Raw genomic sequence first — 26,299 nt, 5'->3', positions numbered from 1 at the left:
CTTTATGAGCACTGCTTCAGTCCCACTGCCCAAATGGATCAATTACGGCCTGATCCCGATTCTGAATCTCCTCGTCGCCTTCCTGATCTCCGGCTTCGTTGTCTGGCTGATCGGCGAGAGTCCGCTCGACGCGCTGTCGCTGCTGATCGAGGGCGCGCTCGGGAGCGGCGAAGGCATCGGCTTCACGCTGTTCTACGCGACGAGCTTCATCTTCACCGGCCTCTCGGTCGCCGTCGCCATCCATGCCGGCCTCTTCAATATCGGTTCCGAAGGACAGGCCTATCTCGGCGGTCTCGGCTGTGCGCTGGTGGCACTCGCCCTCGATAAATACGTGCCCTGGTACGTGACGATGCCGCTCGCCGTCATCGGCGCTGGCATCTTCGGTGCAGCATGGGCTCTGGTGCCAGCTTACTTGCAGGCCAAGCGCGGCAGCCACATCGTCATCACCACCATCATGTTCAACTATATCGGCGCTGCGCTGATGGTGTACCTGCTGGTGCATGTGTTGATCGTGCCGGGCAAGATGGCCCCTGAAACCCGCACCTTCCTCGATGGCGGCCAGCTGCCGAAGCTCGGCTGGGTGATGGAAATGTTCGGCGGCAAGCTCGGCGCTGCCCCGTTCAACGTCTCCTTCGTTATTGCGCTCGTCGTTGCCTGGCTGGTCTGGCTGCTGATATGGCGCACCAAGCTCGGCTTCGAGATGCGCACGCTCGGCGTCAGCCCAACGGCTGCCGCCTATGCCGGTATTCCCTACGCACGGACCGTCATGATCGCCATGCTGCTCTCGGGTGCCTTGGCAGGCATGATGGCGCTGAACCCGGTGATGGGCGCGTCCGCGCGTCTGCAGGTCGAATTCGTGGGCGGCGCAGGCTTCGTCGGTATCGCCGTATCGCTGATGGGCCGAAACCACCCTGTCGGCATCATCCTGGCGGCAATCCTCTTCGGCATCCTCTATCAGGGCGGCGACTGGATCTCCTTCGAGATGCCGAACATCACCCGCGAGATGATCCTGGTCATCCAGGGTCTGGTTATCCTGTTTGCCGGTGCGCTCGAATATATGTTCCGCCCGGCGCTGGTCCGCATCTATCAGCAGTTCAACGGCAAGTGAGGGCGCACGATGGACTATTATGACATCTTCATCAGCGTTCTCAGCTCGACAATCCGCCTGTCGATCCCTCTGATCTTTACCGCACTCGCCGGTCTCTTCTCGGAACGCGCAGGCGTCTTCGACATCGGCCTCGAAGGCAAGATGCTGGGCTCGGCCTTTGCCGCTGCCTGCGTCGCCTATATCACGGACTCGGCGTGGCTCGGCCTCGTGGCGGGCGTGCTCTGCTCCGTGGCGCTCAGCCTCGTCCACGGCTTTGCCTCGATCACCAATCGCGGCAACCAGATCATCTCGGGCGTCGCCATCAACTTCTTCGTCGCCGGTATCACCATCGTGCTGGGTCAGGCCTGGTTCGGGCAGGGCGGACGTACGCCGCAGCTGGCGGGCGACGCACGTTTCACGCCGATCACGCTGCCCGGCGCCGATGCGATGCGCGAAGTACCGGTCATCGGCCCGCTCTATGCCAATGTCATCTCCGGCAACAACGTCCTGACCTACCTGGCTTTCGTCGCTGTGCCGCTGTCCTGGTGGATCCTCTACCGCACGCGTTTCGGCCTTCGCCTGCGTGCTGTCGGTGAAAACCCGGGCGCGGTCGATACCGCCGGCATTTCGGTCACATGGCTGCGCTACCGCGCCGTGATGTGCGCCGGTATTCTCTGCGGCTTCTCCGGCACCTATCTGGCCATCGCCCAGTCGGCGGCCTTCATCAAGGACATGTCGGCCGGCAAGGGCTATATCGCGCTGGCAGCACTCGTCTTCGCCAAGTGGAAGCCGGTCCCGGTCATGTTCGCCTGCTTGCTCTTCGGCTTCCTCGATGCGCTGGCAAACTTCATGCAGGGCAAGGAAGTGCCGCTGATCGGCGAAGTGCCGGTGCAGATTTTCCAGGCACTGCCCTATATCCTCACCTGCGTGCTGCTCGCCGGTTTCATCGGCGTCGCAACCCCGCCGAAGGCCGGCGGCGTGCCCTATACGAAGGAACGTTAAACCATGTCCCACGATCTGTTCGAAGCCGCACGCGGCGCCATGGCCTTCGCCCACGCCCCCTATTCGAAATTCCCCGTCGGCGCGGCAATCCGCGCCGAGGACGGCAAGATCTATACCGGCGCCAACATCGAGAACCTGTCCTTCCCGCAGGGCTGGTGTGCCGAACCGACGGCAATCAGTGCCATGATCATGGGCGGCGCCAAGAAGATCGTCGAAATGGCCGTCATCGCCGAGAAGCTGCCGCTCTGCCCGCCCTGCGGCGGCTGCCGACAGAAGATCTCGGAATTTGCCTCCAAGGACACCAAGATCTATCTTTGTGACGAAGTCGGCGTGAAGAAGACCATGACCATGGAGGAGCTTCTGCCCTTCAGCTTCGAGACCGAACTCGGATGAACGCGGCAACGGACCTGCTCGCCGGCAAGCTCGGCGGGCTCCTGCCGCGGCACGGAATCATTCTCGGTTCGGGTCTCGGTTCGCTCGTCGGCGAGCTGGAGAACCCGGTTCGCATTGCCTACAGGGATCTGCCCGGTTTCCCGGTCAGCGCCGTATCCGGCCATGCAGGCGAGGTTGTTGCCGGCCGCCTCGGCGGCATCCCCGTCATCATGCTGTCCGGCCGTGTGCACTTCTATGAGAAGGGCGATGCCAATGCCATGCGGCTACCGATCGAGGTGCTGAAAGACCTCGGCGTTCAGTCGCTGTTCCTGACCAACTCGGCGGGATCGCTGCGCGAGGACATGCCGCCAGGATCAGTGATGCAGATCACCGACCACATCAACTATTCCGGCGTCAACCCGCTGATCGGCGAGGAGAGTGATCACCGCTTCGTCGGCATGACCAATGCCTATGATGCGGAACTCTCCATCTCGATGCGCAAGGCCGCCGAAAAGCTCGGCATCACGCTGTCGCAGGGCGTCTATATGTGGTTCTCCGGTCCGAGCTTCGAAACGCCGGCGGAAATCCGCATGGCGCGCATTCTCGGCGCCGATGCCGTCGGCATGTCGACCGTGCCGGAAGTGATCATCGCCCGAATGTTGGGCCTCAGGGTTGCGGCAGCTTCGGTAATCACCAATTATGGAGCCGGCATGACTGGTGCCGAACTCAGCCACGACGAAACGAAAGACATGGCGCCCGTTGGCGGCGCGCGTCTCGCAGCCATCCTCAAGGAAATGGTCGCGGGTGGAGGAAGCAACAATGACTAATCATACGCACAAGGAGACAGCGGCTGTCGCGCTCTCCCTACTCGACCTGACGAACCTCAAGGACGATTGCACCGAAGCGCAGATCGATGCGCTTTGCGAGCGCGCGCAAACGCCTTATGGCAATAGCGCTGCGATCTGCATCTGGCCGCGTTTCGTTGCGCGTGCCCGCACAGTACTCGGCAAGGGTCACAAGGTCAGGATCGCAACGGTCGTCAATTTCCCCTCGGGCGACATGGAAATTGCCGATGTCGCCGCCGAAACGCGCGAAGCGATCGCCGATGGCGCCGACGAGATCGATCTGGTCATTCCTTATAAGAAGTTCCTCGCGGGCAACGAACAAGCCGTGACCCACATGGTCGCGGCGATCCGTGCCGAATGCGGCAGCGCGCTTCTGAAGGTGATCCTCGAGACGGGCGAGATCAAGGATCCCGCACTGATCCGCCGTGCCTCCGAACTGGCGATCGAGGCCGGAGCGGATTTCATCAAGACATCGACCGGTAAGGTCGCCGTCAACGCTACCCTGGAGGCTGCCGATATCATGCTTCGCGCCATTCGCCAGAGCGGCAGAAAGGTCGGCTTCAAGCCTGCCGGGGGCATCGGCTCTGTCGCAGACGCAGCACTCTATCTGAGCCTGGCTGAAACAATCATGACGCCGGACTGGCCGATGCCGTCGACCTTCCGGTTCGGCGCTTCTGGCGTTCTCGACGATATCCTGGCGGTGCTTGGTGGTACGCAGCCGGCGCCCGCCAAGGCCTCGAGCTACTGAGCATGATTCCGCAGGAGATCATCCGGCGCAAGCGAAACGGTGAGACGCTCTCCACCGAAGAGATCGAGGCGTTCATCGCAGCCCTCGCGGCCGGACGTCTATCGGAAGGCCAGATCGGCGCTTTTGCCATGGCCGTCTGGTTCAAGGGCATGACCCGCGCCGAGACGGTGGCGCTGACGCTCTCCATGGCGCGGTCGGGCGATATGCTCGACTGGAGAGACATCGACCGGCCGATCGCCGACAAGCATTCCACAGGCGGTGTCGGCGACAACGTCTCGCTGATGCTGGCTCCGATCGCCGCCGCCTGCGGTCTCGCCGTTCCAATGATATCGGGCCGCGGTCTTGGCCATACCGGCGGAACGCTCGACAAGCTGGAATCCATTCCCGGCTATGGAATTACGCCTGACGCAGCCTTGTTCCGAAAAGCCGTCAAAGATGTCGGTTGCGCGATCATCGGCCAGACCGGATCCTTGGCGCCTGCGGATGGCAGGCTTTATGCCGTGCGCGACGTAACCGCGACCGTCGATTCTGTTCCCCTGATCACCGCGTCCATCCTCTCCAAGAAACTGGCGGCTGGACTGCAGACCCTGGTGCTCGACGTCAAGACCGGAAACGGCGCCTTCATGACCGATCATGAGGAAGCGATGATCCTCGCCGCCGCGCTGGTCGAAGTTGCCAACGGCGCCGGGGTCAAGACATCGGCACTGATCACCGACATGAACCAGCCTCTGGCCGATGCCGCCGGTAATGCCGTCGAAATCTGGAATTGCCTCGATTTTCTCGCCGGCAAGAAGTCCGGCACGCAATTGGAAGAGATCGTGCTTGCCTTTGCCGCAGAGATGCTGGTGAGCAGCGGTGTTTCCAGCTCATTGCCTGAAGGCGAGGCAATGGCGCGCAACGCGCTCTCGTTGGGACGCGCCGCCGAAGCATTCGGGCGTATGGTGAGCGTTCTTGGCGGGCCTGCCGACTTCGTCGAGAAGCCATCCAAATATCTGAAGGCCGCCGCTGTCCAGAAAACGGTCCTGGCGCCCGAGAGCGGCTGGCTTTCCAGTTGCAACGCCAGAGACGTCGGAATGGCCGTCATCGATCTCGGCGGCGGGCGCAGACACCCTTCGGACAAGATCGACCATAGCGTCGGCTTCTCCGATCTCCTGCCGCTCGGAACGCAGGTCGAGAAGGGCCAACCGATCGCCACGGTCCACGCAGCAGATGAAACTTCTGCCGCAAAGGCTGCAGCCGGTATTCTCGCCACCTATCGCATAGCCAGCGGCAAACCCGGCCTGCCCGCCGTCATCTCCGGCCGCGTCTGATTACTGCTTGAGGCTTAGCGAGCCATCGGCGACCGAGTAGGACTGCAGCTTCTTCAGGAAGCTCATGCCGACAAGCGTCTGGGACAGCGCATCGTCCTTCAGCACGAAAGCTTCGACGCCCTGAACGCGAATGCCGCCGATTTCGACGCGGTCGAGCGTCACATGCGCTGCCTTTGTCTGGCCGTTGGCAGTATTGACCGCATAGCGGAAATCGAGCTGGTTGCCGCCGTAGCCGAGGCGGCGCGCCAGGCTTTCATTCAGCGCCACATAGGTGGCGCCTGTATCGATCATACCCTGCACCGGCTTGCCGTTGATCTTGAAGTCGCCATTGAAATGGCCCTGCGCGTCAGCCGGAAGGCGCATGGTGCCGCTGCCGTAAGCGGGCGCAGCAGGGGACGCGGCATCAGGCGCGGCTGAAACGTAATTGGCTGAAATGGGCTGGTTCGCGGGTTCCGGGCTCGTCGCCGTAAACAACGATGGCACCTGGGTCGCCAGCGCCGCAGCAATGCTCGCGAAAATGACCGTACGCATGAGCATGAAACAGAAATCCTTCCTGTATAAACCGCGCATCATGCGAGGCCTCATGCTTCAAGCAGCTACGCCATAATTGCTGACAAGTTGCTAACGCCTGATATCAAAAGGCCCGGATAGACTGTCCGGGCCTTGTTTCTGCACTGATTTGGTAAATTCGGCGTTGAAATCACTTCGTTCCGTACATGCGGTCGCCGGCATCGCCGAGGCCAGGCATGATGTAGCCCTGCTCATTGAGATGGCTGTCGATCGAAGCGGTGAAGACCGGCACATCGGGATGCTCATCGCGGAAATTCTTCAGGCCCTCGGGGGCAGCCAGCAGGCAGAGGAAGCGGATGTTGCGCGCGCCGCGTTCCTTCAGCTTGTCGATCGCCGCGATTGCCGAATTGCCGGTGGCCAGCATCGGATCGACGACGATGATCAGGCGCTCGGAAATGTCTTCGGGTGCCTTGAAGAAATACTCGACCGGCTGCAGCGTTTCGTGATCGCGATAAACGCCGATATGCGAGACGCGGGCCGAGGGCACCAGGTCGAGCATGCCTTCGAGCAGTCCATTGCCGGCGCGCAGGATCGAGGCGAAAACCAGCTTCTTGCCTTCGAGCACCGGGGACTCGATCGTCTGCAGCGGTGTCTCGATGGTTTCCATCGTCAGCTCGAGATCGCGCGTGACCTCGTAGCAGAGCAGGGTGGAAATTTCGCGCAGTAACCGGCGGAAGCTGCCCGTCGATGTCTCCTTGCGCCGCATGATGGTCAGTTTGTGCTGAACAAGCGGGTGATCGATGACGGTGACGCCTTCCATGGCCAAGCCTTCCTCTGATTATCGTTATCGGACGTTTCTTCCATGGAAATCGCCCGGACTGCAAGAGTGCAGGCGATTTTCAGGGGATGATCCCCAGCCGGCGGCCTCAGAGCCTGGCAAGCAGTGCCCGCCGAGTCTCTTCATCGACAAAGGCCGCCTCGATACCCGTCCGGGTCAGATCATTGATTTCACTGTCGCTAAAGCCGAAGGCCTCAGAGGCCAGCTCGTATTCCCGCTTCAGCGACGTGTGGAAGAACGGCGGATCGTCGGAGCTGATGGTCACGCGTACGCCCGCTTCCTTCAGCTTTCGCAGAGGATGCGAGGCGAAATCGGGGAAAACCTTGAGCGCGATGTTCGATCCGGGGCAGACTTCCAGAACAGTGCCTTGATCGGCAAGCCGCTTGACGAGGTCGGGGTTCTCGATTGCGCGAACGCCATGGCCGATCCGTGAGGGGCGCACATCATTGAGTGCATCCTCGACGCTGAAGGCGCCGCAGACTTCACCGGCATGGATCGTCAGGCCAAGACCGGCATCGCGCGCAATATCGAAGGCGCGGGCATAATCCGCAACGCGGCCCATCCGCTCTTCGCCGGCGAGATTGAAGCCTGTTATCAGCGGGTTCCTGGCCTTGGCGGCATACTCCGCTGCTCCGATCACGCTCTCCGGACCGAAATGGCGCTCGCCGGTGACGATCAGCCGTGCCTCGATGCCGTGAGCAGTTTTCGCCCGCCGGATACCTTCGCAAACACCGGCAATATAGGCGTCGGCCCCGAGGCCAATGCGCTTGCCATGATCGGGTGACACGATCAGCTCGCTATAGATCGTGCCGATACCGGCAAGTTCTTCGAGATAGGTTTCGGTCAGAAGCGCGTAGTCTTCCTCGGTCTTGTAGACCTCCGAGACCTTGTCGTAGCACTCCAGAAAGCTGGCGAAATCGTGCCAGACATAGGCGCCGTCGCGAAGATAGGCCGAGAGATCGATATTGTACTTGCGCGCCTGTGCCAGCGTCAGCGCCGGTGGCGCCGCCCCTTCCAGGTGGCAGTGCAGTTCGACCTTTTTCAAATGCGATGTCATAGAAAACTTCTCCCATGCGGCCCGGCGGCAATACCGAGATGCCGGGCAACCGTCTCGCCGATATCGGCATATGTTCTGCGGATCCCGATATCGCGCGAGCGCAGACCGGGGCCGTAGGCAAGGATCGGCACGCGCTCGCGGGTATGGTCGGTTCCCCGCCAGGTCGGATCGCAGCCGTGATCGGCCGTCAGGAGCACGAGATCGCCGGGCGCCAGCTTGCGATGTACATCGGGAAGGCGGGCGTCGAAGGCCTCGAGCGCTGCGGCATAACCCGGCACGTCGCGGCGGTGACCATAGACCATGTCGAAATCGACGAAATTGGTGAACACCAGATCGCCGTCCTTGGCCTCGTCCATCGCTGCCAGCGACGCGTCCATCAGCGCTTCGTTGCCGTTTGCCTTGATGACGCGGGAAACGCCTTGGTGGGCGAAGATGTCGCCGATCTTGCCGACGGCGTGCACCTTACGTTCGGCCTTCACCAGCCGGTCGAGCAGCGTCGGCTCCGGCGGCGGCACCGAAAAATCGCGGCGATTGCCGGTGCGCTCGAATGTCGAGACGGTTTCACCGATGAAGGGGCGGGCGATGACCCGGCCGATATTGTAGCTGTCGAGCAGAGCCCGGGCGATTCGGCAGAAACCAAGCAGGCGCTCGAGCCCGAAATGCTTCTCGTGCGCGGCAACCTGAAACACGGAATCTGCCGACGTGTAGCAGATCGGTTTGCCGCTACGGATATGCTCTTCGCCATACCGCGCGATGATGTCTGTGCCGGACGCATGGCAATTTCCGAGAATACCGGGCACATCAGCGGCGGCGCAAAGAGCCTCGACGAGATGCGGCGGAAAGGCATCGCCCTCTGTTGGAAAGTAACCCCAGTCGAAAGTGACGGGCGTTCCGGCGATTTCCCAATGACCTGACGGCGTATCCTTGCCGCGGGAAACTTCGTTGGCGCAGCCGTGAATACCATAAACCTTTTCCGGTATCGGCATACCCGCCGGCAGGCGTCCCGTGGCGGTCTTGGCGATGTCGAGCAGACCGAGCGCCGACATGTTCGGCAGAAGCAGCGGCCCTGACCGCAAACCGGCGCGATCTGCAGCACCTGCCGCGCAGAATTCCGCAATATGGCCGAGCGTATCGGCACCCTCGTCACCATAGCTGGCAGCATCGGGGCTGCCGCCGACGCCGAAGGAATCGAGTACGAAAAGAAATGCACGTGCCATCATCAAACCAATCGCTGTGCGGCCCGCAGGCCGTGATGGCGCTCAGGCATATAACGGTGTGGCGGGCTTGGCAAATTGCGAAGCAACGGGCTCAGCAGTCGCTGCAGGCGATGCTGTCGTTCTGACGCTGGCGATAATAATAGGTTCGCTGGATTGTCAGCGTCTGCAGATTGCCGGGCAGGAAAGCGGGGCTAAAGGCAAAGAGCTGGTATGGTATGCTCAACTCGGCGCGAACAAGAAAACTGCTGGCCTTTTGCATATCGGCGGGAACGCCTGTAACAGCCGAGTTCGTTGCATAAGGTGCCGATGTTGTCGAATTTCCCCATGACCAGAGCACTTTCGCGTTGGCGCTGGCGTCCATCGTGATGCCGGTCAGCTTGACCTGCATCTGAGACGTATTGTACGGCGCGAAGATCGCGTTGGCGACAGTAGTGATCTGCTGAAGCGAGGTCTTCGTGACACCCTGCTGCTGAGTAACGATGTCGGCGACCGAACCCGCGGCACGCGCTGCCCGTTTGCTCACGCTCAGCCCGACCGTGATCTCGAAGGCACCGATATAGAGCATCACGAGAATTGGAAAGAGGATCGCGAATTCAATAGCACCAACACCGCTGCGATCGCCGAAAAGTCCGGCCAACTTGGACTTGATTCTGAATTGGAGCGCGCTGGCCATCACGGGTATTGCTCGTTTTGGAAAGCTGCGGTGGCAACGATCAGGAATTCATTGAGGTGGGCGCCGGTCGAACTGCGATAGGGCGTAATATAGGGGCGGACCAGATCGGTAATGACCTGCCATTTGTAATAGGCACGTATCATATTCTTCGTACCTGAGCCGCCAGGGCTATACTGGATCCCGGTTGTATCGAGGCCCGTTGCGTTCATCGGAATGGTTACCGGCATGTCCGAAAAATTCGTGAATGTCCGGACGTCGAGCCAGAGCTTGTTCGGCGTTGCCACCTCGGCAGCGGAGCAATTGATGAGGATGGAAACCTCATTGCAGAACCGCTGCCTGAAGTCCTTCACGTCCGCCACGTCCGTGGCCCGGCCCAAGCTGAATGTGATCTGGCCGGTGCGCATGCGGCGGGCCATCGTATCAACGCCGTTGGATACCAACTCTTCGGCCGCGAAGGCGACGAAGGTTTCGATGATCGCGAAGATCACCATGAAATAGGGAATGGCGAGCAGTGCAAATTCGATCGCTGCAGAGCCGTCCTTGGAACGCGCGAACGCTCTAAACCGCCCGCGCTTCTTCGTGCCGGGCATGGCAGGCTGGTCCTGCGGGCAGGGAATTGCGCTTTGGGGCGAGTTTGTCATGCACCGATCCTAGGGAGCGATCGTTGATTTTCCGTTTCAGAGCGACGCAACAATTTAACGGATGGCGACCGAGGCCGATATGCTAGCCGCCTGTTGCTTCGGTCGCGGCCTGTTGCGTGTGCTGTTCGCAGGCCGGTGAGCAGGACAGAACCGAGCGATCGGTCTGGCGATAAACCCGGACGGTGTTGCCTTCGTCGATCGACACCAGAATCGTCTGGTCGAGGATAGCGTTTCCATCGATGTCCAGCAGAACGATGTTGGTCGTTCCGAAGCTACGTCCCGTCAGCACGATCGTCTTGGAATCGGCTACCGTCGCATCGGCAACCTTGGCATTGCCGACGATGACCTTGCTGACCGCCCGGTCGAGCTTCAGCACGCGCGCGTGATCCATGTAAACCCGCAGCATGTCTTCTTCCGCCGACGCGGGTTGCAAAAGAGCGAACCACGGGAAAGCAGCGATGCAGGCGACCAATACACTCTTGCCGCGTGATGACATGGAACTCTCTCTTGAATTTCTGCAGAATTTCTCAACAGCATGGAAAAAATTGGTGAATGAAGACTTAAAAGTCTCTGATTTCGCCAAATCGCGGCTCGCAGCATCCCGAAATAGGACGTTCCCGCCGGCATCAGCGGGGAGCGTGCCATTCCGGGACTGGCTGTTGTATTGAAATGTAACGCCGTGAATGCTTGGCGGTGAACGTCTTTCATGCATAGATAAAATGATAATATATCCGCTAAGAAACTGATTACCATGAGCGGCTCTACTTTAGCATTAACAGTCTGGTAACCCTCTTCTTTAAGCCGATTGAAACAGCGCCTCGCTAGGTTGAGCCAATCCGATCAACGGCAAACAGTTGGCGGACGTGCTGAACATCAACTGGAGTAGGAGTTAGACATGACCAAGCTTGTAAGCCGTTTCCTGAAGGACGAATCTGGTGCGACCGCAATCGAATACGGCCTGATCGCAGCGCTCATCTCTGTAGCGCTCATCGCCGGTGCAACCAGCCTCGGTACCAACATCAACAACGTGTTCCAGAACCTGAGCACGAAGATGAGCAACGCCGCTACGGCCGCTTCCAAGTAAGCTGCTTGATAGGCGATCTTCAAAAGATATGCCGTGCGAAGGCTCACCTGAGACGTGAGCCTTTTCCTTTTCGGGGGTGAAACATGATTGCTGCAGCCGTGTTCGTGATTTTTCCGTTCTGCCTGGCCGTCGCGGCACTCTCCGATCTTTTTACGATGACGATCCCGAACCGGGTGTCGCTCGTTCTCGTTGGCAGTTTCCTGATCGCCGCACCGCTGACCGGTACGCCCTTTGATGCAATCGGGCTTTCACTGCTTGCCGGTGTCGCTGTGTTTCTCGCCTGTTTTGCGATGTTCGCCATGAACGTCATGGGTGGAGGCGATGCGAAGCTTCTTTCTGCCGCCGCATTGTGGTTCGGCTTCACGCCCTCGCTTGTCATGTTCATCGCCGCTGTTGGCCTGTTCGGCGGACTGCTAACCTTCGCCATCCTCTTGCTGAGAACGCAGTCTAATACGATCCTGGCGATCGGTGTGCCGGTTCCGAATTCGCTGATTCTCGCCAAGAAGATTCCATATGGTATTGCGATCGCAGCGGGAGGTTTTATTGCATTCCCGTCTTCGCCGATCTTCGTGGCAACGCTGGAAGCCCTGAAATAGCGGCGTTTTAATCGCCCGTTAACTTAAAATGTAAGGCTTCCGTTAACTATAATTATACCAATTCCTGACCATTCTGCGGGACGAATATGCATCGTTTCGAGGAATGATCGATGAAGCCCGCGCGTCTTCTCATACTTTCAGTGGCCGTTGTCGCCGCCGGCCTGGCCGGCCTTTTGGCGATGAAGCTCGCTGGACGCGGTGGTGTCGTCACCCAGGTTCAGTCGGTCGTCGAGAAAGAGCCGACGGTCAATGTTCTCGTCTCCAGCTCAAATCTTCCCGTTGGCGCCCGCATCGATGACAAGGCCGTGCACTGGATGCCTTGGCCACAGGGCGGCGTCGTGCAGGGCTTCATCACAGAAACGGACAAGCCCGATGCTCTGAAGGAGCTGCAGGGCGCCGTCGTCCGCCTGCCGATATTCGAAGGCGAACCGATCCGGCCTGAAAAGGTCGCCGATTCCAACAGCCGCATTCTCTCGGCTCTTCTGCCTGCCGGCAAGCGCGCCGTTGCAACTGAAATCTCGGTTGCAACAGGAGCGGGCGGCTTCATCCTCCCCAATGACCGCGTCGACGTGATCATGGTCCGCAAGGGCACAGGTACCGAGAAGTTCATCACTGAGACGGTTCTGAGCAATGTTCGGGTTCTCGCGATCGACCAGCAGATTCAGGAGAAGGACGATGGCTCAAAGGCCGTCGTTGGTACGACTGCCACACTTGAGCTCACCCCTGATCAGACGAAGGTCCTCGTCGTTGCGCAGCAGATGGCGGACCGGCTGTCGCTGGCGTTGCGCTCGATTGCCGACGCGCAGGATCAGGATACGAGCGCCGCTGACTATCTCCTGAGCGGCGACAACGGAAACGCCTTGGTTCAGGTCATCAAGTCTGGATCGATCGTTACCGACAGCAGTGCGCCCAAGGCAGAATGAGGACGTTGAGATGACCAAGACAATGCGGCGCACCAGACTTCTGCTCACCGGCTTCCTGTCGCTGACCACAGCCGTCACGGGCCTGACGCCAGGTTTCATGGCACCAATTCTTGGCGCTTCAAGCGCATTTGCTGATTCCGATGGTATTGTCCGTATCTCGCAAACAGGGCCCGGCGCACATCGCCGTCTCAAGATCGGGCTCAACAAGGCGGTCGTCATCGACCTGCCGGAGGATGCGCACGATATCCTCGTCTCCGATCCCTCGATGGCCGATGCCGTGACGCGGACGTCGCGCCGTATCTATCTGTTCGGCAAGAAGGTTGGCCAGACCAACATCTTCATTTTCGGCGGCGACGGTCAGGAAGTCGTCAGCCTCGACATCGAGATCGAGCGCGATGTCTCCGGTCTTGAAGCCAATCTCAAGCGCTTCATTCAGGACTCGAATATCAATGTCGAGATCGTCTCGGACAACATCGTCCTGACGGGAACGGTCCGTACGCCGCAGGACGCGACCCAGGCTGCCGATCTGGCGCAGGCCTTCCTGAAGGGCGGTGAAGCGACCACGCGCACGGAAACCGCCTCCAGTACCGCACAGCAGGGCGACGTCGCATTGTTCGCTGAAGCCCGGCAGCAGTCGCAAGTGGTCAACCTGCTGCAGATCCAGGGTGAGGATCAAGTCACGCTGAAGGTGACGATTGCCGAAGTGCGCCGTGAGATCCTAAAGCAGATCGGCTTTGACAATCTCATCTCGAACTCTTCGGGGCTCAACGTCGCACAATTGGGTTCGCCGACTGCCAATTCGTCCGCAGCTACGCTTGGCGGCGGCCTCGCGGCTCTCTTCAAGTCGTCGATCGGCCGCTATGATATTTCGACCTATCTGAGCGCGCTAGAGCAGGCCAAGGTGGTTCGCACGCTGGCGGAGCCGACATTGACCGCGATCTCGGGTCAGGCGGCAACCTTCAACTCCGGCGGCCAGGTTCTGTACTCGACGACAGACAATGACGGAAATACCACTGTCGTTCCGTATAACTACGGCATCAGTCTGGCGTTCAAGCCGGTCGTGCTTTCCTCTGGCCGTATCAGCCTGGAAATCAAGACGAACGTTTCCGAACCAGCACCGTCTGCCACCGGATCTGCTCCGACCTATCAGCGCCGCTCTGCTGAAACCTCAGTCGAATTGCCTTCGGGCGGATCGATCGCTCTTGCCGGCCTGATACGCGACAATGTTGCGCAGACGTCGAATGGTACGCCAGGGGTTAACAAGATCCCGCTGCTCGGCACGTTATTCCGCCAGCGCAGCGTCCAGCGTGAGGAAACAGAGCTTGTCATTATCGCGACGCCGTATCTCGTGCGTCCGGTCGCTCGCAATCTGCTCAACCGTCCCGACGACAATTTCAGTCCAGAAAATGATGGCCAGGCGTTCTTCATGAACCGGGTGAACAAGGTCTACGGCGGCCGAGAGGCGCCGGTTGCCGACGCTCAGTTCCACGGCTCCATCGGGTTTATCTACAAATGAAAACGATGCGGTGGGACACAATCATGACGAAGCCCAATCAGGCGGTGGCCGATATGACGAAGATCAAAAGAAGCGCATCGAACTTGCTGACGGCGGCCGGTCTGCTCGCTGCGGCCGCGCTGACAAGCTGCGCTGCTCCGCGTGACAATCTCACCACCGGCGGCATCCCGGATGACTATCGTCAGCGTCATCCCATCGTCGTTACCGAAGCCGAACAGGCGGTCGATATTCCTGTCGCAAGCACGGACCGCCGTCTGACGATTGCTCAGCGAGATCTGATCCGGGGCTTTGCGACAACCTATACTTCGCGCGCATCCGGTCCTGTCTATCTGATGTCACCGCAGGGCTCGGCAAATGCGTTTGCCGTCAGCCAGGTTCGCGGGCAGGTGCGCGCCGAACTCGCCTCGCGCGGTATCCCCACATCAAAGATCGTTTATGCGTCCTATGCGGCCGCAGGCGGCGGCGATGCAGCCCCGATCCGTCTGACCTTCACCGGGACCACGGCCGTAACGACCCAATGCGGCCAGTGGCCAAAGGATATCGGAGGCGGCTTCGACAACCAGAATTATTACAATTTCGGTTGCGCCTATCAGAACAATCTGGCTGCCCAGGTCGCCAATCCGGAAGATTTCATCGCGCCCCGCGGCATGACGCCGATCGACGCGGCACGGCGCAACGACGCCATCACCGAATATCGCACCTATCGCACGACAATCGAGACGAACGGTAGCTCCGACTTCTAATGCGGAATTGAACGAATGAGCGCAGTCGATTACGAGATCAAGAACACGACCGAACTTCGCAATGCCGAAGAAGCGGTTCGCATGGCCGAGCTCGAGAATATGCGGCCACTTCCGCGTATCTCGGTTCACGCCTTTTGCGAGAGCGAAGGTCTTCAGGAAACGATGGAACGCTGCGGCAACGATCGCCGCATGTCGAAGGTCAGCCTGCGCATAACGAGCGGCGGCATTGCGGCCGCTGCGAATATGTTTCAGACCACTCCGACACCGAATCTGATCATTCTGGAAACCAAGGCGAATGCTGCGAGCCTCATGGCTGAGCTCGCGCCGCTGGCAAGTGTCTGCGATCCCTCGACCAAGGTCGTCGTTGTCGGCTACTACAACGACATCTCCCTCTATCGCGATCTGATCCGCAACGGGATTTCCGAATATATCGTCCAGCCGGTCGCCATGCCGGATCTGATGACGGCTATGGCGGCAATCTTTGTCGATCCGGACGCCGAGCCGCTCGGCAAGAGCATTGCTTTCATTGGCGCCAAGGGTGGTGTCGGCGCCTCGACGATCGCCCATAACTGCGCCTTCGGTATCTCCAACCTGTTCTCGACGGAAACGATCCTCGCCGATCTCGATCTTCCTTACGGAACCGCCAATATCAACTTCGACCAGGATCCAACCGTGGGCATTGCCGAAGCGGTCTTCGCGCCTGAAAGGCTCGACGAAGTTTTCCTGGACCGGTTGTTGACGAAGTGCTCCGAGCACCTGTCGATGCTTGCGGCTCCATCTCTCCTCGACAGGGTTTATGATTTCGACGGTCAGGCCTTCCAGCCTGTCCTCGATGTGCTGCAGCGCAATGCACCTATAACCGTGCTCGATGTTCCGCATACGTGGTCCGAGTGGACGCGCTCTGTCCTTGGCTCGGTCGACGAGGTGGTGATTTGCGCCGCACCAGACCTGGCTAACCTGCGCAACACCAAGAATATGCTCGACGCCCTGCGCAAGGTGCGGCCAAACGACAAGGCACCGCATCTCATTCTCAATCAGGTCGGCATGCCCAAACGTCCGGAAATTACCCCGGGCGACTTCTGCGAGCCTTTGGAGATCGACCCGATCGCGATCATTCCATTCGACATCAATCTGTTTGGAAACGCTGCAAACAGCGGCCGGATGATCTCCGAAATGGATGCGAAATCACCCACGGCGGAAACCTTCTCGCAGGTTGCCCACATCGTCACCGGCCGGGTTGCCCTCAAGAAGGCCAAACGCGGCAGCCTTCTCGGGCTTTTGAAGCGCGGCAAGTGACAGACGTAAAAGTGTAGATTGGAATCTGGCATGTTCGGAAAACGCGGAAATGAAGGTTTCGGAAAGGCCGGCGGCGTTGCAGCCCCGCCGCCGCCGGCTGCCGCTGCTGTTTCGCCGTCGGCCTCTCCGAGCGTCATCGTCGAACCGAACCGCGAACCCGCACGCTCTCAGGTAACGCCGCCGCCGATGCAGACACCGCAGCGTCGCCGCCCGGCGCGCACGGACGAATATTACGACACCAAAGCGCAGGTCTTCTCCGCGCTGATCGATACGATCGACCTGTCTCAGCTTGCCAAACTCGATGCGGAAAGTGCCCGCGAAGAAATTCGCGATATCGTCAACGACATCATCACGATCAAGAATTTCGCGATGTCGATCTCGGAGCAGGAAGAGCTGCTCGAAGACATCTGCAACGACGTCCTGGGTTACGGCCCGCTGGAGCCGTTGCTGGCACGCGACGATATTGCCGACATCATGGTCAATGGCGCCGGGAAGACCTTCATCGAAGTCGGCGGCAAGACTATCGAATCGGAAATCCGATTCCGCGATAATGGCCAATTGCTGTCGATCTGCCAGCGCATCGTCAGCCAGGTCGGCCGCCGCGTCGATGAATCGAGCCCGATCTGCGATGCGCGCCTTCCTGATGGTTCGCGTGTGAACGTCATCGCGCCGCCGTTGGCAATCGATGGCCCGGCACTGACGATTCGTAAGTTCAAGAAAGACAAGCTGACGCTCGATCAGCTGGTCCGCTTCGGCGCAATCACGCCCGAGGGCGCAACTCTGCTGCAGATCATCGGCCGCGTCCGGTGCAATGTTGTCATTTCGGGCGGTACCGGCTCCGGCAAGACGACACTTCTCAATTGTTTGACGAACTATATCGACCGCGATGAGCGTGTCATCACCTGCGAAGATACGGCCGAATTGCAGCTTCAGCAGCCGCATGTCGTGCGTCTCGAAACCCGCCCGCCTAATATCGAAGGCGAAGGCGAGATTACCATGCGTGACCTGGTCAAGAACTGCCTGCGTATGCGCCCTGAACGCATCATCGTCGGCGAAGTGCGTGGACCTGAAGTGTTCGACCTTCTGCAGGCGATGAACACTGGCCACGACGGCTCGATGGGAACGATCCACTCAAACTCGCCGCGTGAATGCCTGAGCCGTATCGAATCGATGATCGCGATGGGCGGCTTCAGCCTGCCGGCAAAGACCGTCCGCGAAATCATCGCCGGATCGATCGATGTCATCGTTCAGGCGGCCCGCCTTCGCGATGGTTCGCGCCGCATCACGGCGATAACCGAGGTGATCGGCATGGAAGGCGATGTGATCATCACCCAGGACCTGATGCGCTACGAGATCGATGGCGAAGATGCTGCAGGCCGGTTGATTGGCCGTCACATGTCCACGGGCATCGGCAAGCCGAACTTCTGGGATCGCGCCCGCTACTACAACGAAGAGAAGCGGCTTGCCGCAGCCCTTGATGAAATGGAAACGAAGTCGAAGGGGGCGTGATGTTTGGTTTTGATCCCATCGTCCTTGGCATCATTCTCCTCGTGGCCATCGCCGCGGGGGCCGTTTGCTACAGCTTTCTCTTCACCCGCATGGAGACCGAGAAAAAGGCCGCGAGCCGCGTCAGCCGCGTCGGTTCGGCCGAAGCAGACCGGTCGAACGTCAAGGCGGCGCGCGATCGCGTTCAGGAAATGTCCAAACGCCGCAAGTCGGTGCAGGACAACCTGAAGGATCTCGAGAAGCGGCAGCAGGAGAACCACAAGCGCAAGCTCTCTCTGAAATCGCGTCTGACGCAGGCTGGATTTTCCATCACCCCGGCGAAATTCTACATGTTCAGCGCAAGCTTCGGCTTTTTCCTGATGCTGATTGCCTTCCTGGCGGGCGCTCCCACACTGATGGTCCTGGCTGTGCCCGTCATTGCGGGCCTCGGTCTGCCGCGCTGGATACTGAGCTTCTTGATCAAGCGCCGTCAGAACAACTTTCTGACCGAGTTTCCGAATGCGCTCGATGTCATCGTCCGCTCGATCAAGTCCGGCCTGCCGCTCAACGACGCCATCAGACTGATCGCCAATGAAGGCCGTGATCCGGTCAAGACGGAGTTCCGCCGCGTCGTGGAATCGCAGCAGCTCGGTCTCAGTGTGCCCGATGCCTGCGCCCGTATGACAAATTATATGCCGCTGCAGGAAGTCAGTTTCTTTGCCATTGTCATCGCCATTCAGTCTCAGGCCGGTGGTAACCTTTCGGAGGCGATCGGCAATCTTTCCAAGGTCCTTCGGGATCGCAAGAAGATGAAGGCAAAGGTCTCGGCTCTGTCAATGGAAGCGAAGGCCTCAGCCTGCATCATTGGCGCTCTGCCGTTCATCGTCGCGACGCTCGTCTATCTGAGCTCGCCGCAATATATGATGATCCTTTTTACCGATCCGCGCGGCCATCTGATCATGGGCCTGTCGGCCTTCTGGATGTCTATCGGCATCTTCGTGATGAAGAAAATGGTCAGTTTTGATATCTGACGGAGAGGGAAGCAAGCCATGTCTTCAGATCTTGCATCACGTTTGACAGATCCGTCCATGCTGGTCGCGCTGTTCGTCGCGATCGCCGTCTTCGCAACGTTTTATACGATTGCGGTCCCTTTCTTCGAGCGCGGCGATCTCAATAAGCGCATGCGCGCTGTTTCGACCGAGCGCGATCAGATCCGGGCACGTGAACGCGCGCGAATGAACTCCGATACCACGTCGAGCAAGGCCTCGCTGAGAACGCAGAACAATCGTTCCGTTCGCCAGATCGTCGAGCGTTTCAATCTGCGCGAAGCGCTGGTCGACGAAAATACCATGAACAAACTGAAGGCCGCAGGCTTCCGGTCTGAAAATGCACTGAATACCTTTCTCGTGGCGCGTTTCCTTTTGCCGTTTGTGTTTCTTGCGGGCGCCGCATTCTACATCTTCGGCCTTGGCCACATGATCGAAAAGCCTTTCCCGATCAGGCTTCTCGTGGTCATCGGAACCGCCTATCTGGGCTTCTACGCTCCAAATATTTTCATCTCCAACCGTATGGGCAAGCGTCAGCACTCAATCAAGCGCGCCTGGCCGGATGCACTCGATCTGATGCTGATCTGCGTTGAATCGGGGATCTCGATCGAAGCCGCGATGCGCCGCGTCTCGGAAGAATTGGGAGAACAATCACCAGCGCTTGCCGAAGAAATGGTCTTGACGACCGCAGAGCTGTCCTTCCTGCCCGATCGCCGTCAGGCGCTCGAAAACCTCGGCACCCGAACGCAGATCGACATCGTCCGTTCGGTCACCGCGGCCCTAATCCAGGCCGACCGTTACGGCACGCCGATCTCGCAGGCGCTTCGTGTTCTTGCCCAAGAAGGCCGCGACGAGCGTATGAACGAGGCCGAAAAGAAGGCAGCCGCTCTGCCGCCGAAGCTGACGGTGCCGATGATCCTGTTCTTTCTGCCGGTTCTGGTCGCCGTCATCCTTGGCCCAGCGGGTATCCAGGTCGCCGATCGCTTCTGAGGTGCTTGAAGAGCGCGGCCAACCCGTCTAGCCATGGAGCCTGATCGACCGGAAGAGCAGCTGTCGCGCTCTTCGGTGACCAAGGAGCTCTCATGTCACCTGCTGCCATTCTTGCCAGTATTTTCGCGGCCATGCTTATCGGAGCAATGAGCCCCGGTCCGAGTTTTGTCGTCGTTTCCCGGATCGCCATTTCCCGATCGCGCCTCGACGGCCTTTGCGCCGCCCTGGGCATGGGCATCGGCGGCGTCATCTTCAGCGCGCTCGCGCTCGCCGGATTGACCGCGCTGCTGACGCAATTCTCGTGGCTTTATCTCGTACTGAAGATCGCCGGCGGCGCCTATCTCGTCTACATCGCCTATCGCATCTGGCAGGGTGCCGCTGAACCGCTTGAGATGACAGGCGTTACCGAGGGCCACTCGTCACTCCGGCGCAGCTTCTCGACGGCACTTCTGACGCAGCTCAGCAATCCGAAGACCATTGTCGTCTACGCCAGCATTTTCGCAGCTTTTCTGCCAAAATCCGTTCCGCTCGCCGTCGCCGTCGGCTTGCCGATCGGAATTTTCGCTATCGAGACGGGCTGGTACACAGTGGTCGCGCTGGCTTTTTCGGCGCGCAGACCGCGTCAGGCTTATCTGGCGGCGAAGGCATGGATCGATCGCGCCGCCGGCGTCGTCATGGGCGGACTTGGTCTGCGCCTGATCTATGCGGGCGTGACGTTGCGATAGAGAGTCGCCGCATCAGTTCGTGTTGTTCGCCGTTTGGCTATCCTTGGAAGCCAGCTTTTGCCAGGAATTCTGCTGCGAGAGCATCGAGCGCAGATAGGCGACATTGGCGTCGGCCTGCTGCGGAGAGAGTTCGCGCCGGGCAATCTGCTCGGCTTCCGGAAAGCGTCCCTGCAGGCCGACGACGAGCGCCAGGTTCTGGCGGACGCGGCTGTCGGCGCTAGGCTGGCCTGCCGCCTGCCGCATGTAGGTCTCCGCCGTGCGAAGATCGCCCGTCAGTACGTAGGACATGCCGAGATTGGAAAGAACCGAAGGTTCGTTCGGCATGATATCCAGCGCGTCGCGATAGCGCGCCCGTGCTTCGCTGGCCTTGCCCATCTGGTCGAGGATTGCGCCTTGGGCAGAAACCAGCTTCCAGTCGGGCCGGTCGGGTGTCTGCGCGCGGCTGATGGTGTCAAGCGCCTGCTGGAGCTGCCCCGCCGCTGCCTGCGCCTTGCCATAGGCGGCCAGAACGTTGCGGTCGCTCGGATTGGAAATCGCCACCTGCTGCATGACGGCCAGCGCCTGAGCGTCACGTCCGGCCGAGCGCAGCAAGCTCGCATAATAGACGCCATTGGTTGGATCGCGCGGGTTTTTCTCGTATATCTGTCCGGCACGCTCGGTGGCAGACCGCATTTCGTTGACGTCCATCGTCTCGACCGGCTTCGCAGAAGCGGGGATCGATCCGGTGGTCATCTTGTCTTTGGTTGTTGTGCAGCCGGCGAGCGTCAGGCCGACCAGCGCCACAACGGCACCCTGCAGGAGACGGGTCTTGAGCGAAGTGGTGGCCAAACGAGGCATCGCGCTTTCCTGAATTCAGAAACAGGCGCCTGACCTCTAATCGGAACAGGGAAAGGTGTGACGCAATCTTCGCTCCAGCAATAGTCTGTTAACCCTAATAGACCGTTAAGAAACGATTCCGGATACCGCCGAAGGACTCCAATGGCCCCCTATCAATTTATCGAGAGACCGACGCCTTTCAACAACAAGGGCGGCTCGACACTCCCGATTTTCGCAGTGACGCCTGCCCATATCGAAACCGGCACCATCGATCCGATCGCTCTCGATTGGGCAAAGAAGGCCGGCTATCGTGCCGAAAGCGGCTCTCTGCTGTTGATCCCGACGGCCGAAGGCCATCTCGGCGGCGCGCTCTTCGGTCTCGGCACGAATCCTTCAGAACAGCCATACATCACCGGAAAGCTGGCACGCTCGCTGCCGGCTGGCGACTGGCATATCGAAACCGCGCCGCTGACGGCCAACCGTCTGGCGCTGGGTTTTGGCCTCGGCAGTTACCGCTTCGATCGCTACCGCTCCGAAAAGCCGGCCGCCGCGACACTGATGATCCCGCGCGATGCCGATGCCGCCGATATCAAGCGTCAGCTTGCCGGCGTGTTCCTCGCCCGCGACCTGATCAACACACCGACCAACGACATGGGGCCGGAGCAGCTGGAAGCGGCTTTCCGCGGCCTTGCGGAGCACTACAAGGCGGAAATGTCCGTCATCATCGGCGATGATTTGCTGAAGGAGAACTTTCCGCTGGTTCACACCGTCGGCCGCGCCAGCGCCGATGCGCCGCGCCTGCTGGAGCTGCGCTGGGGCAAGAAGGGCCATCGCAAGGTCACGCTGGTCGGCAAGGGCGTCTGCTTCGATACCGGCGGCCTCGACATCAAGCCATCCTCCTCCATGCTGCTGATGAAGAAGGACATGGGCGGCGCTGCCAATGTCATGGGCCTGGCGCTGATGATTATGGACGCCAAGCTGAAGGTCGATCTGCGCGTCATCATTCCCGTTGTCGAAAACTCGATCTCAGCCAACGCCTTCCGCCCCGGCGATATCTACAAGAGCCGCAAGGGCCTGACCGTCCAGATCGACAATACCGATGCCGAAGGCCGACTGATCCTCGCCGATGCGTTGACCTATGCCGACGAAGAGTCCCCTGATCTGCTGATCGACATGGCAACGCTGACGGGTGCCGCTCGTGTCGCCCTCGGTCCCGATCTGCCGCCTTTCTTCACGGATGATGCGAGCCTGGCACATGACCTGACCGAAGCGAGCCTGGAGACGGACGACCCACTTTGGCGTCTGCCGCTCTATATGGGCTACGACAAGGATATCCGTTCGAAGCTTGCCGATATCACCAACGCGCCGGCAGGCGGGATGGCAGGTGCCATCACCGCGGCACTCTTCCTGAAACGTTTCGTCAGCAAGACGAAGAGCTGGGCCCATTTCGACATCTACGGCTGGGCGCCATCGGAACGGGCGCATTCCCCGGGCGGCGGCGAGGCGCAGGCGATCCGCGCGCTCTATCACCATATCCGCCAGAGCCTCTGAGGCGATCGTTAAAATTTTATTCACCTTGAGAGGCGGCAGATTCTGCCGCCTCTTGCGTATGCGCCCGCGCTGCGGACAATAGGAACGTTAGCGTAACGATCTCCGGAGGGCCTGTGCCGATCGAACTGACTGCCTCGCAGGCATTGGGGCTCTGGCATGGCGTTGCCCTCGATCAGGTGCGCCATGATAATCGCGACCTGACACTTCGGCAGATGGCAATCCTTCTGCACATCTACCTCGTGCCGCCGCCACACACCGTTCGCGGTCTTGCTGCCACGCTTGAGGTGACCAAGCCGGTCATCACCCGCGCCCTGGATACGATGGGTGAAATGGGGCTGGTCGACAGGGTGCGCGACGACGCGGATCGGCGTAATGTCATCATCAAGCGCACCGTCGGCGGTGCGCTCTATCTTGAAAAGCTGGGCGATCTCGTGCGCGAGCAGGGCCGCAAGCTTTCGCCTTGAAGGAACTGTCATGACCATGCTCGACCGGCGCCTCAATGCCCACAGACCGGATCTCGCCGATGCCTCGCTTGAGGGCAAGGTCGAGGCCGCGCGCTTCGTCAACGGCTCTCCGGCACGTGTCGCGGTTCCGGTCGCGCCGCTTCGCCCGGTTGCCGATCTCGCGCGCGGTATCGATACCGAACTGCTGATGGGCGAAGACGTGACGATCTTCGAGCGCTCCGGCGGCTGGTGCTGGCTGAAGGCGGCGTCCGATGGCTATGTCGGCTACATGCCGGAAGAGATGCTGACAACGGCGGCTTCCGAGCCCACGCATATGGTCAACGTCCAGCGGACCTTTGTCTATCAGGAGCCTGAGCTTCGCAAACCCTACCGGTCGGTCCTGTCGATGGGCAGCCGCGTCCACATTACCGGCGAGGCGGAAGCCAGGGGTAATCATTACTATCTGCTCGCTGACGGCACGGCGATCTTCTCGAAGCATCTCCAGCCGATCGGCTCGGGCAAGGATGCGGATTACGTGGAGATCGCCCTGCAGTTCCTGAACACGCCCTATCTCTGGGGCGGGCGCTCCGGCCTGGGGATCGATTGTTCCGGCCTCGTCCAGCTGGCGCTGCTGATGACCGGCCGCGCCGCGCCGCGCGATACAGACATGCAGGCAGCAGGCCTCGGCACACCGATCGACCGCTCCGAGCTTCACCGCGGCGATCTGGTGTTCTGGAAGGGGCATGTGGCTGTCATGGAGGACGCCGAAACCATCATCCATGCCAATGGCCACACCATGACGGTCGCCCGCGAGAACTTCGAGGAAGCGGTCGAGCGCATCGGCTGGCTCTACGAGCAGCCAAACGGCTACCGCCGGCCGTTCTAACGCTGCCGCGGGTCCAGCCAGTCCCGGAGCCCATCGCCGAGCAGGTTGAAGCCGAGAACAGCGAGCGCAATCGCCAGGCCGGGCAGGATTGCGAGCCACGGTGCCGCCCCCATGAATGTCTGCGAATCCGCCAGCATGCGCCCCCAGGTCGGCGCAGGCGGCGCCATGCCGAGGCCAAGAAAGCTAAGGCCCGCCTCTGTCAGGATCGCCAGCCCGAGCTGAATGGTCGCCTGCACGATGATCTGGCTCATGATGTTGGGCGCAACGTGCCGCAAGGAGATCGTCAGGCTGCTGTTGCCGATCGCCTGTGCTGCCAGCACATAATCGCGGCTCCAGGCCTGCATCGCGGTCGCCAGCGTCACGCGCGCGAAGACCGGGACCATGAAGACGGCAATCGCAATGATCGCCGTGAAGCGCCCTGTTCCGAGAAACGCGCCGAGGATCATCGCCGAAAGGATCGGGGGGAGGGCGAAAATCACGTCGCAGGCCCGCATCAGCAGGGCTTCGAACATGCCCCTGATCGCCGCGGCGGAAATGCCGATGATCGAGCCGATCGCGCCGCCGATCGCAACGGAAGTGAGGGCGATCGACAAAGAATTCCAGCACCCGGCCATCAGCATCGACAGCACGTCGCGCCCGAACTGGTCCGTGCCGAGCAAACCATAGGCGAGCGGCGGCTGAAGCTTGTGGACGATCTGCATTTTCGCCGGCGGCAGCGGCGTCCAGAACAGGGACAGGACCGCGACCGTCACCAGCGCGCCAACGATCAATATGCCAGCAGACAATGTAATTTGCCGGCTAATTTTTCTGACCGGCAGCATGGTGCCCGCAGAGATGTTTGCCATCACGCCGCCCTCCGCAGCCGCGGGTCGATCGCCAGATAGGACATGTCGACGACGAAATTCATGACGATCACCAGCGCCGCAAAGAACAGCACGACGTCCTGCATGACGATGATGTCGCGCTGCGCCAGCGCCTGCAGCGCCAAGCGTCCGAGGCCGGGAAGATTGAAGACGTTTTCGACCAGCACTGCCCCCGCCACCAGAAAGGTGAACTGCAGCCCGAGGATCGTCATGACGGGCACCAGCGCATTCGGCACCGCATGCCGCCACAGCACGGCGGCGGACGAAAGCCCCTTGGCCCGCGCTGTCCGCGAAAAGTCCTCGTGCAGCACCTCGAGCACCGCCGATCGTGTCACCCGTGTCAGCACGCCGGCCTGCGGCAAGGCGAGTGCCACGGCGGGCATCACGAGCGCGTGCAGTGCCGCCCAGATGCCATTTCCCCATCCCGGGAAACCACCGGCCGGCATCAGCCCGAGCGACGTCGAAAACAGAATGATCATCAGCAGGGCGACCCAGAAAGCGGGAACGGCGATGCTGATCTGCGAAAACAGGGTTGCGACGACGTCGGCGATCCCGCCGCGCCGGGCCGCGGCAAAACTGCCGAGCGGCAGTGCAATCGTCACCGAGAGAGCGATCGCGAAGATCGCCAGCGGCAGGGTGACAGCCAGCCGCTCGGCAATCAGCCCGGCAACGGGAACGCCATAGGTATAGGATTGGCCGAGATCGCCGCTGAGAACGCCGGCGACCCAATGCCCGTAGCGGAGGATCAGCGGCTGATCGAGCCCGAGTTCATGGCGCAAGGCTGCAAGCGTGTCAGGCGCTGCCGACGTGCCCAGCATGATCGATGCGGGATCACCCGGCAGCAGATCCATCACCGCGAAGATCAGGAAGGATACGATAGCCAGCGTGAGCAGCAGACCGGCGATGCGGCGGGCAAGCAGATGCATCATGCGATCGCCGCCCTGGCAAGGGCTAGGTGGGTTCTCCACGCTCCCTTATCCCTTTGCTTGTCACAGCGATCCAGCCACCGCGCGTCGCCGCGGTCTCTCGCGCCCCA

The 26,299-nt window shown here is 60.4% G+C and carries 30 protein-coding genes; 20 read left to right on the top strand and 10 right to left on the bottom strand.

The genetic code is table 11. From position 1 onward, the window contains the following. Positions 1-4 precede the first annotated feature (4 nt). Genes J2X43_RS09835 through deoA form a run of 6 tightly spaced genes read left to right on the top strand, consistent with a single transcriptional unit; the run spans position 5 to position 5,364 of the window. Entirely contained in the window at positions 5-1,108 is a 1,104-nt protein-coding gene (locus tag J2X43_RS09835) for an ABC transporter permease (RefSeq protein ID WP_310293564.1), read from the top strand. A 9-nt stretch (positions 1,109-1,117) separates the two neighbouring features. Further along, positions 1,118-2,089 (top strand): ABC transporter permease, encoded by a 972-nt coding sequence (locus J2X43_RS09830; protein ID WP_112385083.1) that lies wholly within the window; start codon positions 1,118-1,120, stop codon positions 2,087-2,089. Between the two features lie 3 nt (positions 2,090-2,092). Next, positions 2,093-2,482 (top strand): cytidine deaminase, encoded by a 390-nt coding sequence (locus J2X43_RS09825; protein WP_112385084.1) that lies wholly within the window; start codon positions 2,093-2,095, stop codon positions 2,480-2,482. Beyond that, positions 2,479-3,288: a purine-nucleoside phosphorylase gene (locus J2X43_RS09820; RefSeq protein ID WP_310293561.1), complete on the top strand. Its 810-nt coding sequence runs from the start codon at positions 2,479-2,481 to the stop codon at positions 3,286-3,288. The genes J2X43_RS09825 and J2X43_RS09820 overlap by 4 nt, the downstream gene beginning before the upstream one ends. After that, positions 3,281-4,054 (top strand): deoxyribose-phosphate aldolase, encoded by a 774-nt coding sequence (deoC, locus tag J2X43_RS09815; RefSeq protein WP_310293558.1) that lies wholly within the window; start codon positions 3,281-3,283, stop codon positions 4,052-4,054. The genes J2X43_RS09820 and deoC overlap by 8 nt, the downstream gene beginning before the upstream one ends. A gap of 2 nt (positions 4,055-4,056) precedes the next feature. Further along, positions 4,057-5,364 carry a thymidine phosphorylase gene (deoA, locus tag J2X43_RS09810; RefSeq protein ID WP_310293555.1) on the top strand — a complete coding sequence of 436 codons (1,308 nt, stop codon included), beginning with the start codon at positions 4,057-4,059 and terminating at the stop codon, positions 5,362-5,364. On the opposite strand, the gene J2X43_RS09805 is transcribed toward deoA, so the two are convergent. The 7 genes from J2X43_RS09805 to J2X43_RS09775 form a co-directional block, all read right to left on the bottom strand. Further along, a complete protein-coding gene (locus J2X43_RS09805) occupies positions 5,365-5,937 on the bottom strand; it encodes a TIGR02281 family clan AA aspartic protease (protein ID WP_112540000.1) in 573 nt (190 codons plus the stop codon). It abuts the gene before it with no gap. Between the two features lie 127 nt (positions 5,938-6,064). Beyond that, on the bottom strand, positions 6,065-6,694 hold the full coding sequence (upp, locus tag J2X43_RS09800) for a uracil phosphoribosyltransferase (protein WP_112385089.1): 630 nt from the start codon (positions 6,692-6,694) through the stop codon (positions 6,065-6,067). Between the two features lie 106 nt (positions 6,695-6,800). Further along, on the bottom strand, positions 6,801-7,769 hold the full coding sequence (locus J2X43_RS09795) for an adenosine deaminase (protein ID WP_310293550.1): 969 nt from the start codon (positions 7,767-7,769) through the stop codon (positions 6,801-6,803). Then, the gene (locus J2X43_RS09790) at positions 7,766-8,986 is read right to left on the bottom strand and encodes a phosphopentomutase (RefSeq protein ID WP_310293547.1); all 1,221 of its coding nucleotides are present in this window, start codon (positions 8,984-8,986) and stop codon (positions 7,766-7,768) included. Before J2X43_RS09790 ends, J2X43_RS09795 begins: the two co-directional genes overlap by 4 nt. Before the next feature lie 91 nt (positions 8,987-9,077). Continuing rightward, on the bottom strand, positions 9,078-9,659 hold the full coding sequence (locus tag J2X43_RS09785) for a TadE/TadG family type IV pilus assembly protein (RefSeq protein ID WP_112514237.1): 582 nt from the start codon (positions 9,657-9,659) through the stop codon (positions 9,078-9,080). Next, entirely contained in the window at positions 9,659-10,249 is a 591-nt protein-coding gene (locus J2X43_RS09780) for a TadE/TadG family type IV pilus assembly protein (protein ID WP_112514236.1), read from the bottom strand. Before J2X43_RS09780 ends, J2X43_RS09785 begins: the two co-directional genes overlap by 1 nt. A gap of 133 nt (positions 10,250-10,382) precedes the next feature. Further along, positions 10,383-10,796, bottom strand: coding sequence for a pilus assembly protein N-terminal domain-containing protein (locus tag J2X43_RS09775; protein WP_310293545.1), 414 nt, complete (start codon positions 10,794-10,796; stop codon positions 10,383-10,385). Between J2X43_RS09775 and J2X43_RS09770 the strand changes: the two genes are divergently transcribed. From J2X43_RS09770 to J2X43_RS09720, 11 genes are all read left to right on the top strand, one after another. Next, positions 10,759-10,968, top strand: coding sequence for a hypothetical protein (locus J2X43_RS09770; protein ID WP_310293789.1), 210 nt, complete (start codon positions 10,759-10,761; stop codon positions 10,966-10,968). The two genes, J2X43_RS09775 and J2X43_RS09770, sit on opposite strands and share 38 nt — an antisense overlap. 227 nt (positions 10,969-11,195) lie before the next feature. Further along, the gene (locus J2X43_RS09765; protein WP_112514234.1) at positions 11,196-11,384 is read left to right on the top strand and encodes a Flp family type IVb pilin; all 189 of its coding nucleotides are present in this window, start codon (positions 11,196-11,198) and stop codon (positions 11,382-11,384) included. Positions 11,385-11,467: 83 nt separating this feature from the next. Beyond that, positions 11,468-11,980, top strand: coding sequence for a prepilin peptidase (locus J2X43_RS09760; protein ID WP_310293542.1), 513 nt, complete (start codon positions 11,468-11,470; stop codon positions 11,978-11,980). A gap of 110 nt (positions 11,981-12,090) precedes the next feature. Continuing rightward, on the top strand, positions 12,091-12,903 hold the full coding sequence (gene cpaB, locus J2X43_RS09755; protein WP_310293539.1) for a Flp pilus assembly protein CpaB: 813 nt from the start codon (positions 12,091-12,093) through the stop codon (positions 12,901-12,903). Between the two features lie 10 nt (positions 12,904-12,913). After that, a complete protein-coding gene (locus J2X43_RS09750; protein WP_112514231.1) occupies positions 12,914-14,419 on the top strand; it encodes a type II and III secretion system protein family protein in 1,506 nt (501 codons plus the stop codon). A gap of 23 nt (positions 14,420-14,442) precedes the next feature. Further along, positions 14,443-15,162, top strand: coding sequence for a CpaD family pilus assembly protein (locus J2X43_RS09745; RefSeq protein WP_405049574.1), 720 nt, complete (start codon positions 14,443-14,445; stop codon positions 15,160-15,162). Between the two features lie 15 nt (positions 15,163-15,177). Next, positions 15,178-16,458: a CpaE family protein gene (locus J2X43_RS09740; RefSeq protein WP_112514230.1), complete on the top strand. Its 1,281-nt coding sequence runs from the start codon at positions 15,178-15,180 to the stop codon at positions 16,456-16,458. A 30-nt stretch (positions 16,459-16,488) separates the two neighbouring features. Beyond that, the gene (locus J2X43_RS09735; protein WP_112540008.1) at positions 16,489-17,967 is read left to right on the top strand and encodes a CpaF family protein; all 1,479 of its coding nucleotides are present in this window, start codon (positions 16,489-16,491) and stop codon (positions 17,965-17,967) included. Then, the gene (locus J2X43_RS09730) at positions 17,967-18,974 is read left to right on the top strand and encodes a type II secretion system F family protein (protein WP_310293534.1); all 1,008 of its coding nucleotides are present in this window, start codon (positions 17,967-17,969) and stop codon (positions 18,972-18,974) included. Before J2X43_RS09735 ends, J2X43_RS09730 begins: the two co-directional genes overlap by 1 nt. A gap of 18 nt (positions 18,975-18,992) precedes the next feature. Continuing rightward, positions 18,993-19,979, top strand: a complete 987-nt coding sequence (locus tag J2X43_RS09725) for a type II secretion system F family protein (RefSeq protein WP_112514227.1) — start codon at positions 18,993-18,995, stop codon at positions 19,977-19,979. Between the two features lie 92 nt (positions 19,980-20,071). After that, positions 20,072-20,704, top strand: a complete 633-nt coding sequence (locus tag J2X43_RS09720) for a LysE family translocator (RefSeq protein ID WP_310293530.1) — start codon at positions 20,072-20,074, stop codon at positions 20,702-20,704. Between the two features lie 12 nt (positions 20,705-20,716). On the opposite strand, the gene J2X43_RS09715 is transcribed toward J2X43_RS09720, so the two are convergent. Next, positions 20,717-21,541 carry a tetratricopeptide repeat protein gene (locus J2X43_RS09715; protein WP_310293528.1) on the bottom strand — a complete coding sequence of 275 codons (825 nt, stop codon included), beginning with the start codon at positions 21,539-21,541 and terminating at the stop codon, positions 20,717-20,719. 141 nt (positions 21,542-21,682) lie between these two features. Here J2X43_RS09715 and J2X43_RS09710 point away from each other — a divergent pair, with 141 nt between their 5' ends. The 3 genes from J2X43_RS09710 (at position 21,683) to J2X43_RS09700 (ending at position 24,400) form a co-directional block, all read left to right on the top strand. After that, positions 21,683-23,071: a M17 family metallopeptidase gene (locus J2X43_RS09710; protein WP_112514224.1), complete on the top strand. Its 1,389-nt coding sequence runs from the start codon at positions 21,683-21,685 to the stop codon at positions 23,069-23,071. Between the two features lie 113 nt (positions 23,072-23,184). Further along, positions 23,185-23,535, top strand: coding sequence for a MarR family transcriptional regulator (locus tag J2X43_RS09705; protein ID WP_112385105.1), 351 nt, complete (start codon positions 23,185-23,187; stop codon positions 23,533-23,535). Positions 23,536-23,545: 10 nt separating this feature from the next. After that, positions 23,546-24,400: an NlpC/P60 family protein gene (locus J2X43_RS09700; protein WP_310293524.1), complete on the top strand. Its 855-nt coding sequence runs from the start codon at positions 23,546-23,548 to the stop codon at positions 24,398-24,400. Here the strand turns inward: J2X43_RS09700 and J2X43_RS09695 are convergent. Then, positions 24,397-25,245 carry an ABC transporter permease gene (locus J2X43_RS09695; protein WP_310293521.1) on the bottom strand — a complete coding sequence of 283 codons (849 nt, stop codon included), beginning with the start codon at positions 25,243-25,245 and terminating at the stop codon, positions 24,397-24,399. The genes J2X43_RS09700 and J2X43_RS09695 overlap by 4 nt on opposite strands. After that, positions 25,245-26,192 (bottom strand): ABC transporter permease, encoded by a 948-nt coding sequence (locus tag J2X43_RS09690; RefSeq protein ID WP_310293782.1) that lies wholly within the window; start codon positions 26,190-26,192, stop codon positions 25,245-25,247. Before J2X43_RS09690 ends, J2X43_RS09695 begins: the two co-directional genes overlap by 1 nt. Between the last annotated feature and the right edge of the window lie 107 nt (positions 26,193-26,299).

It is taken from the genome of Rhizobium sp. BE258, assembly GCF_031457345.1.
In the GTDB taxonomy this organism is placed as follows: domain Bacteria; phylum Pseudomonadota; class Alphaproteobacteria; order Rhizobiales; family Rhizobiaceae; genus Rhizobium.
This window is presented reverse-complemented; position numbering and strand designations above follow the sequence as displayed.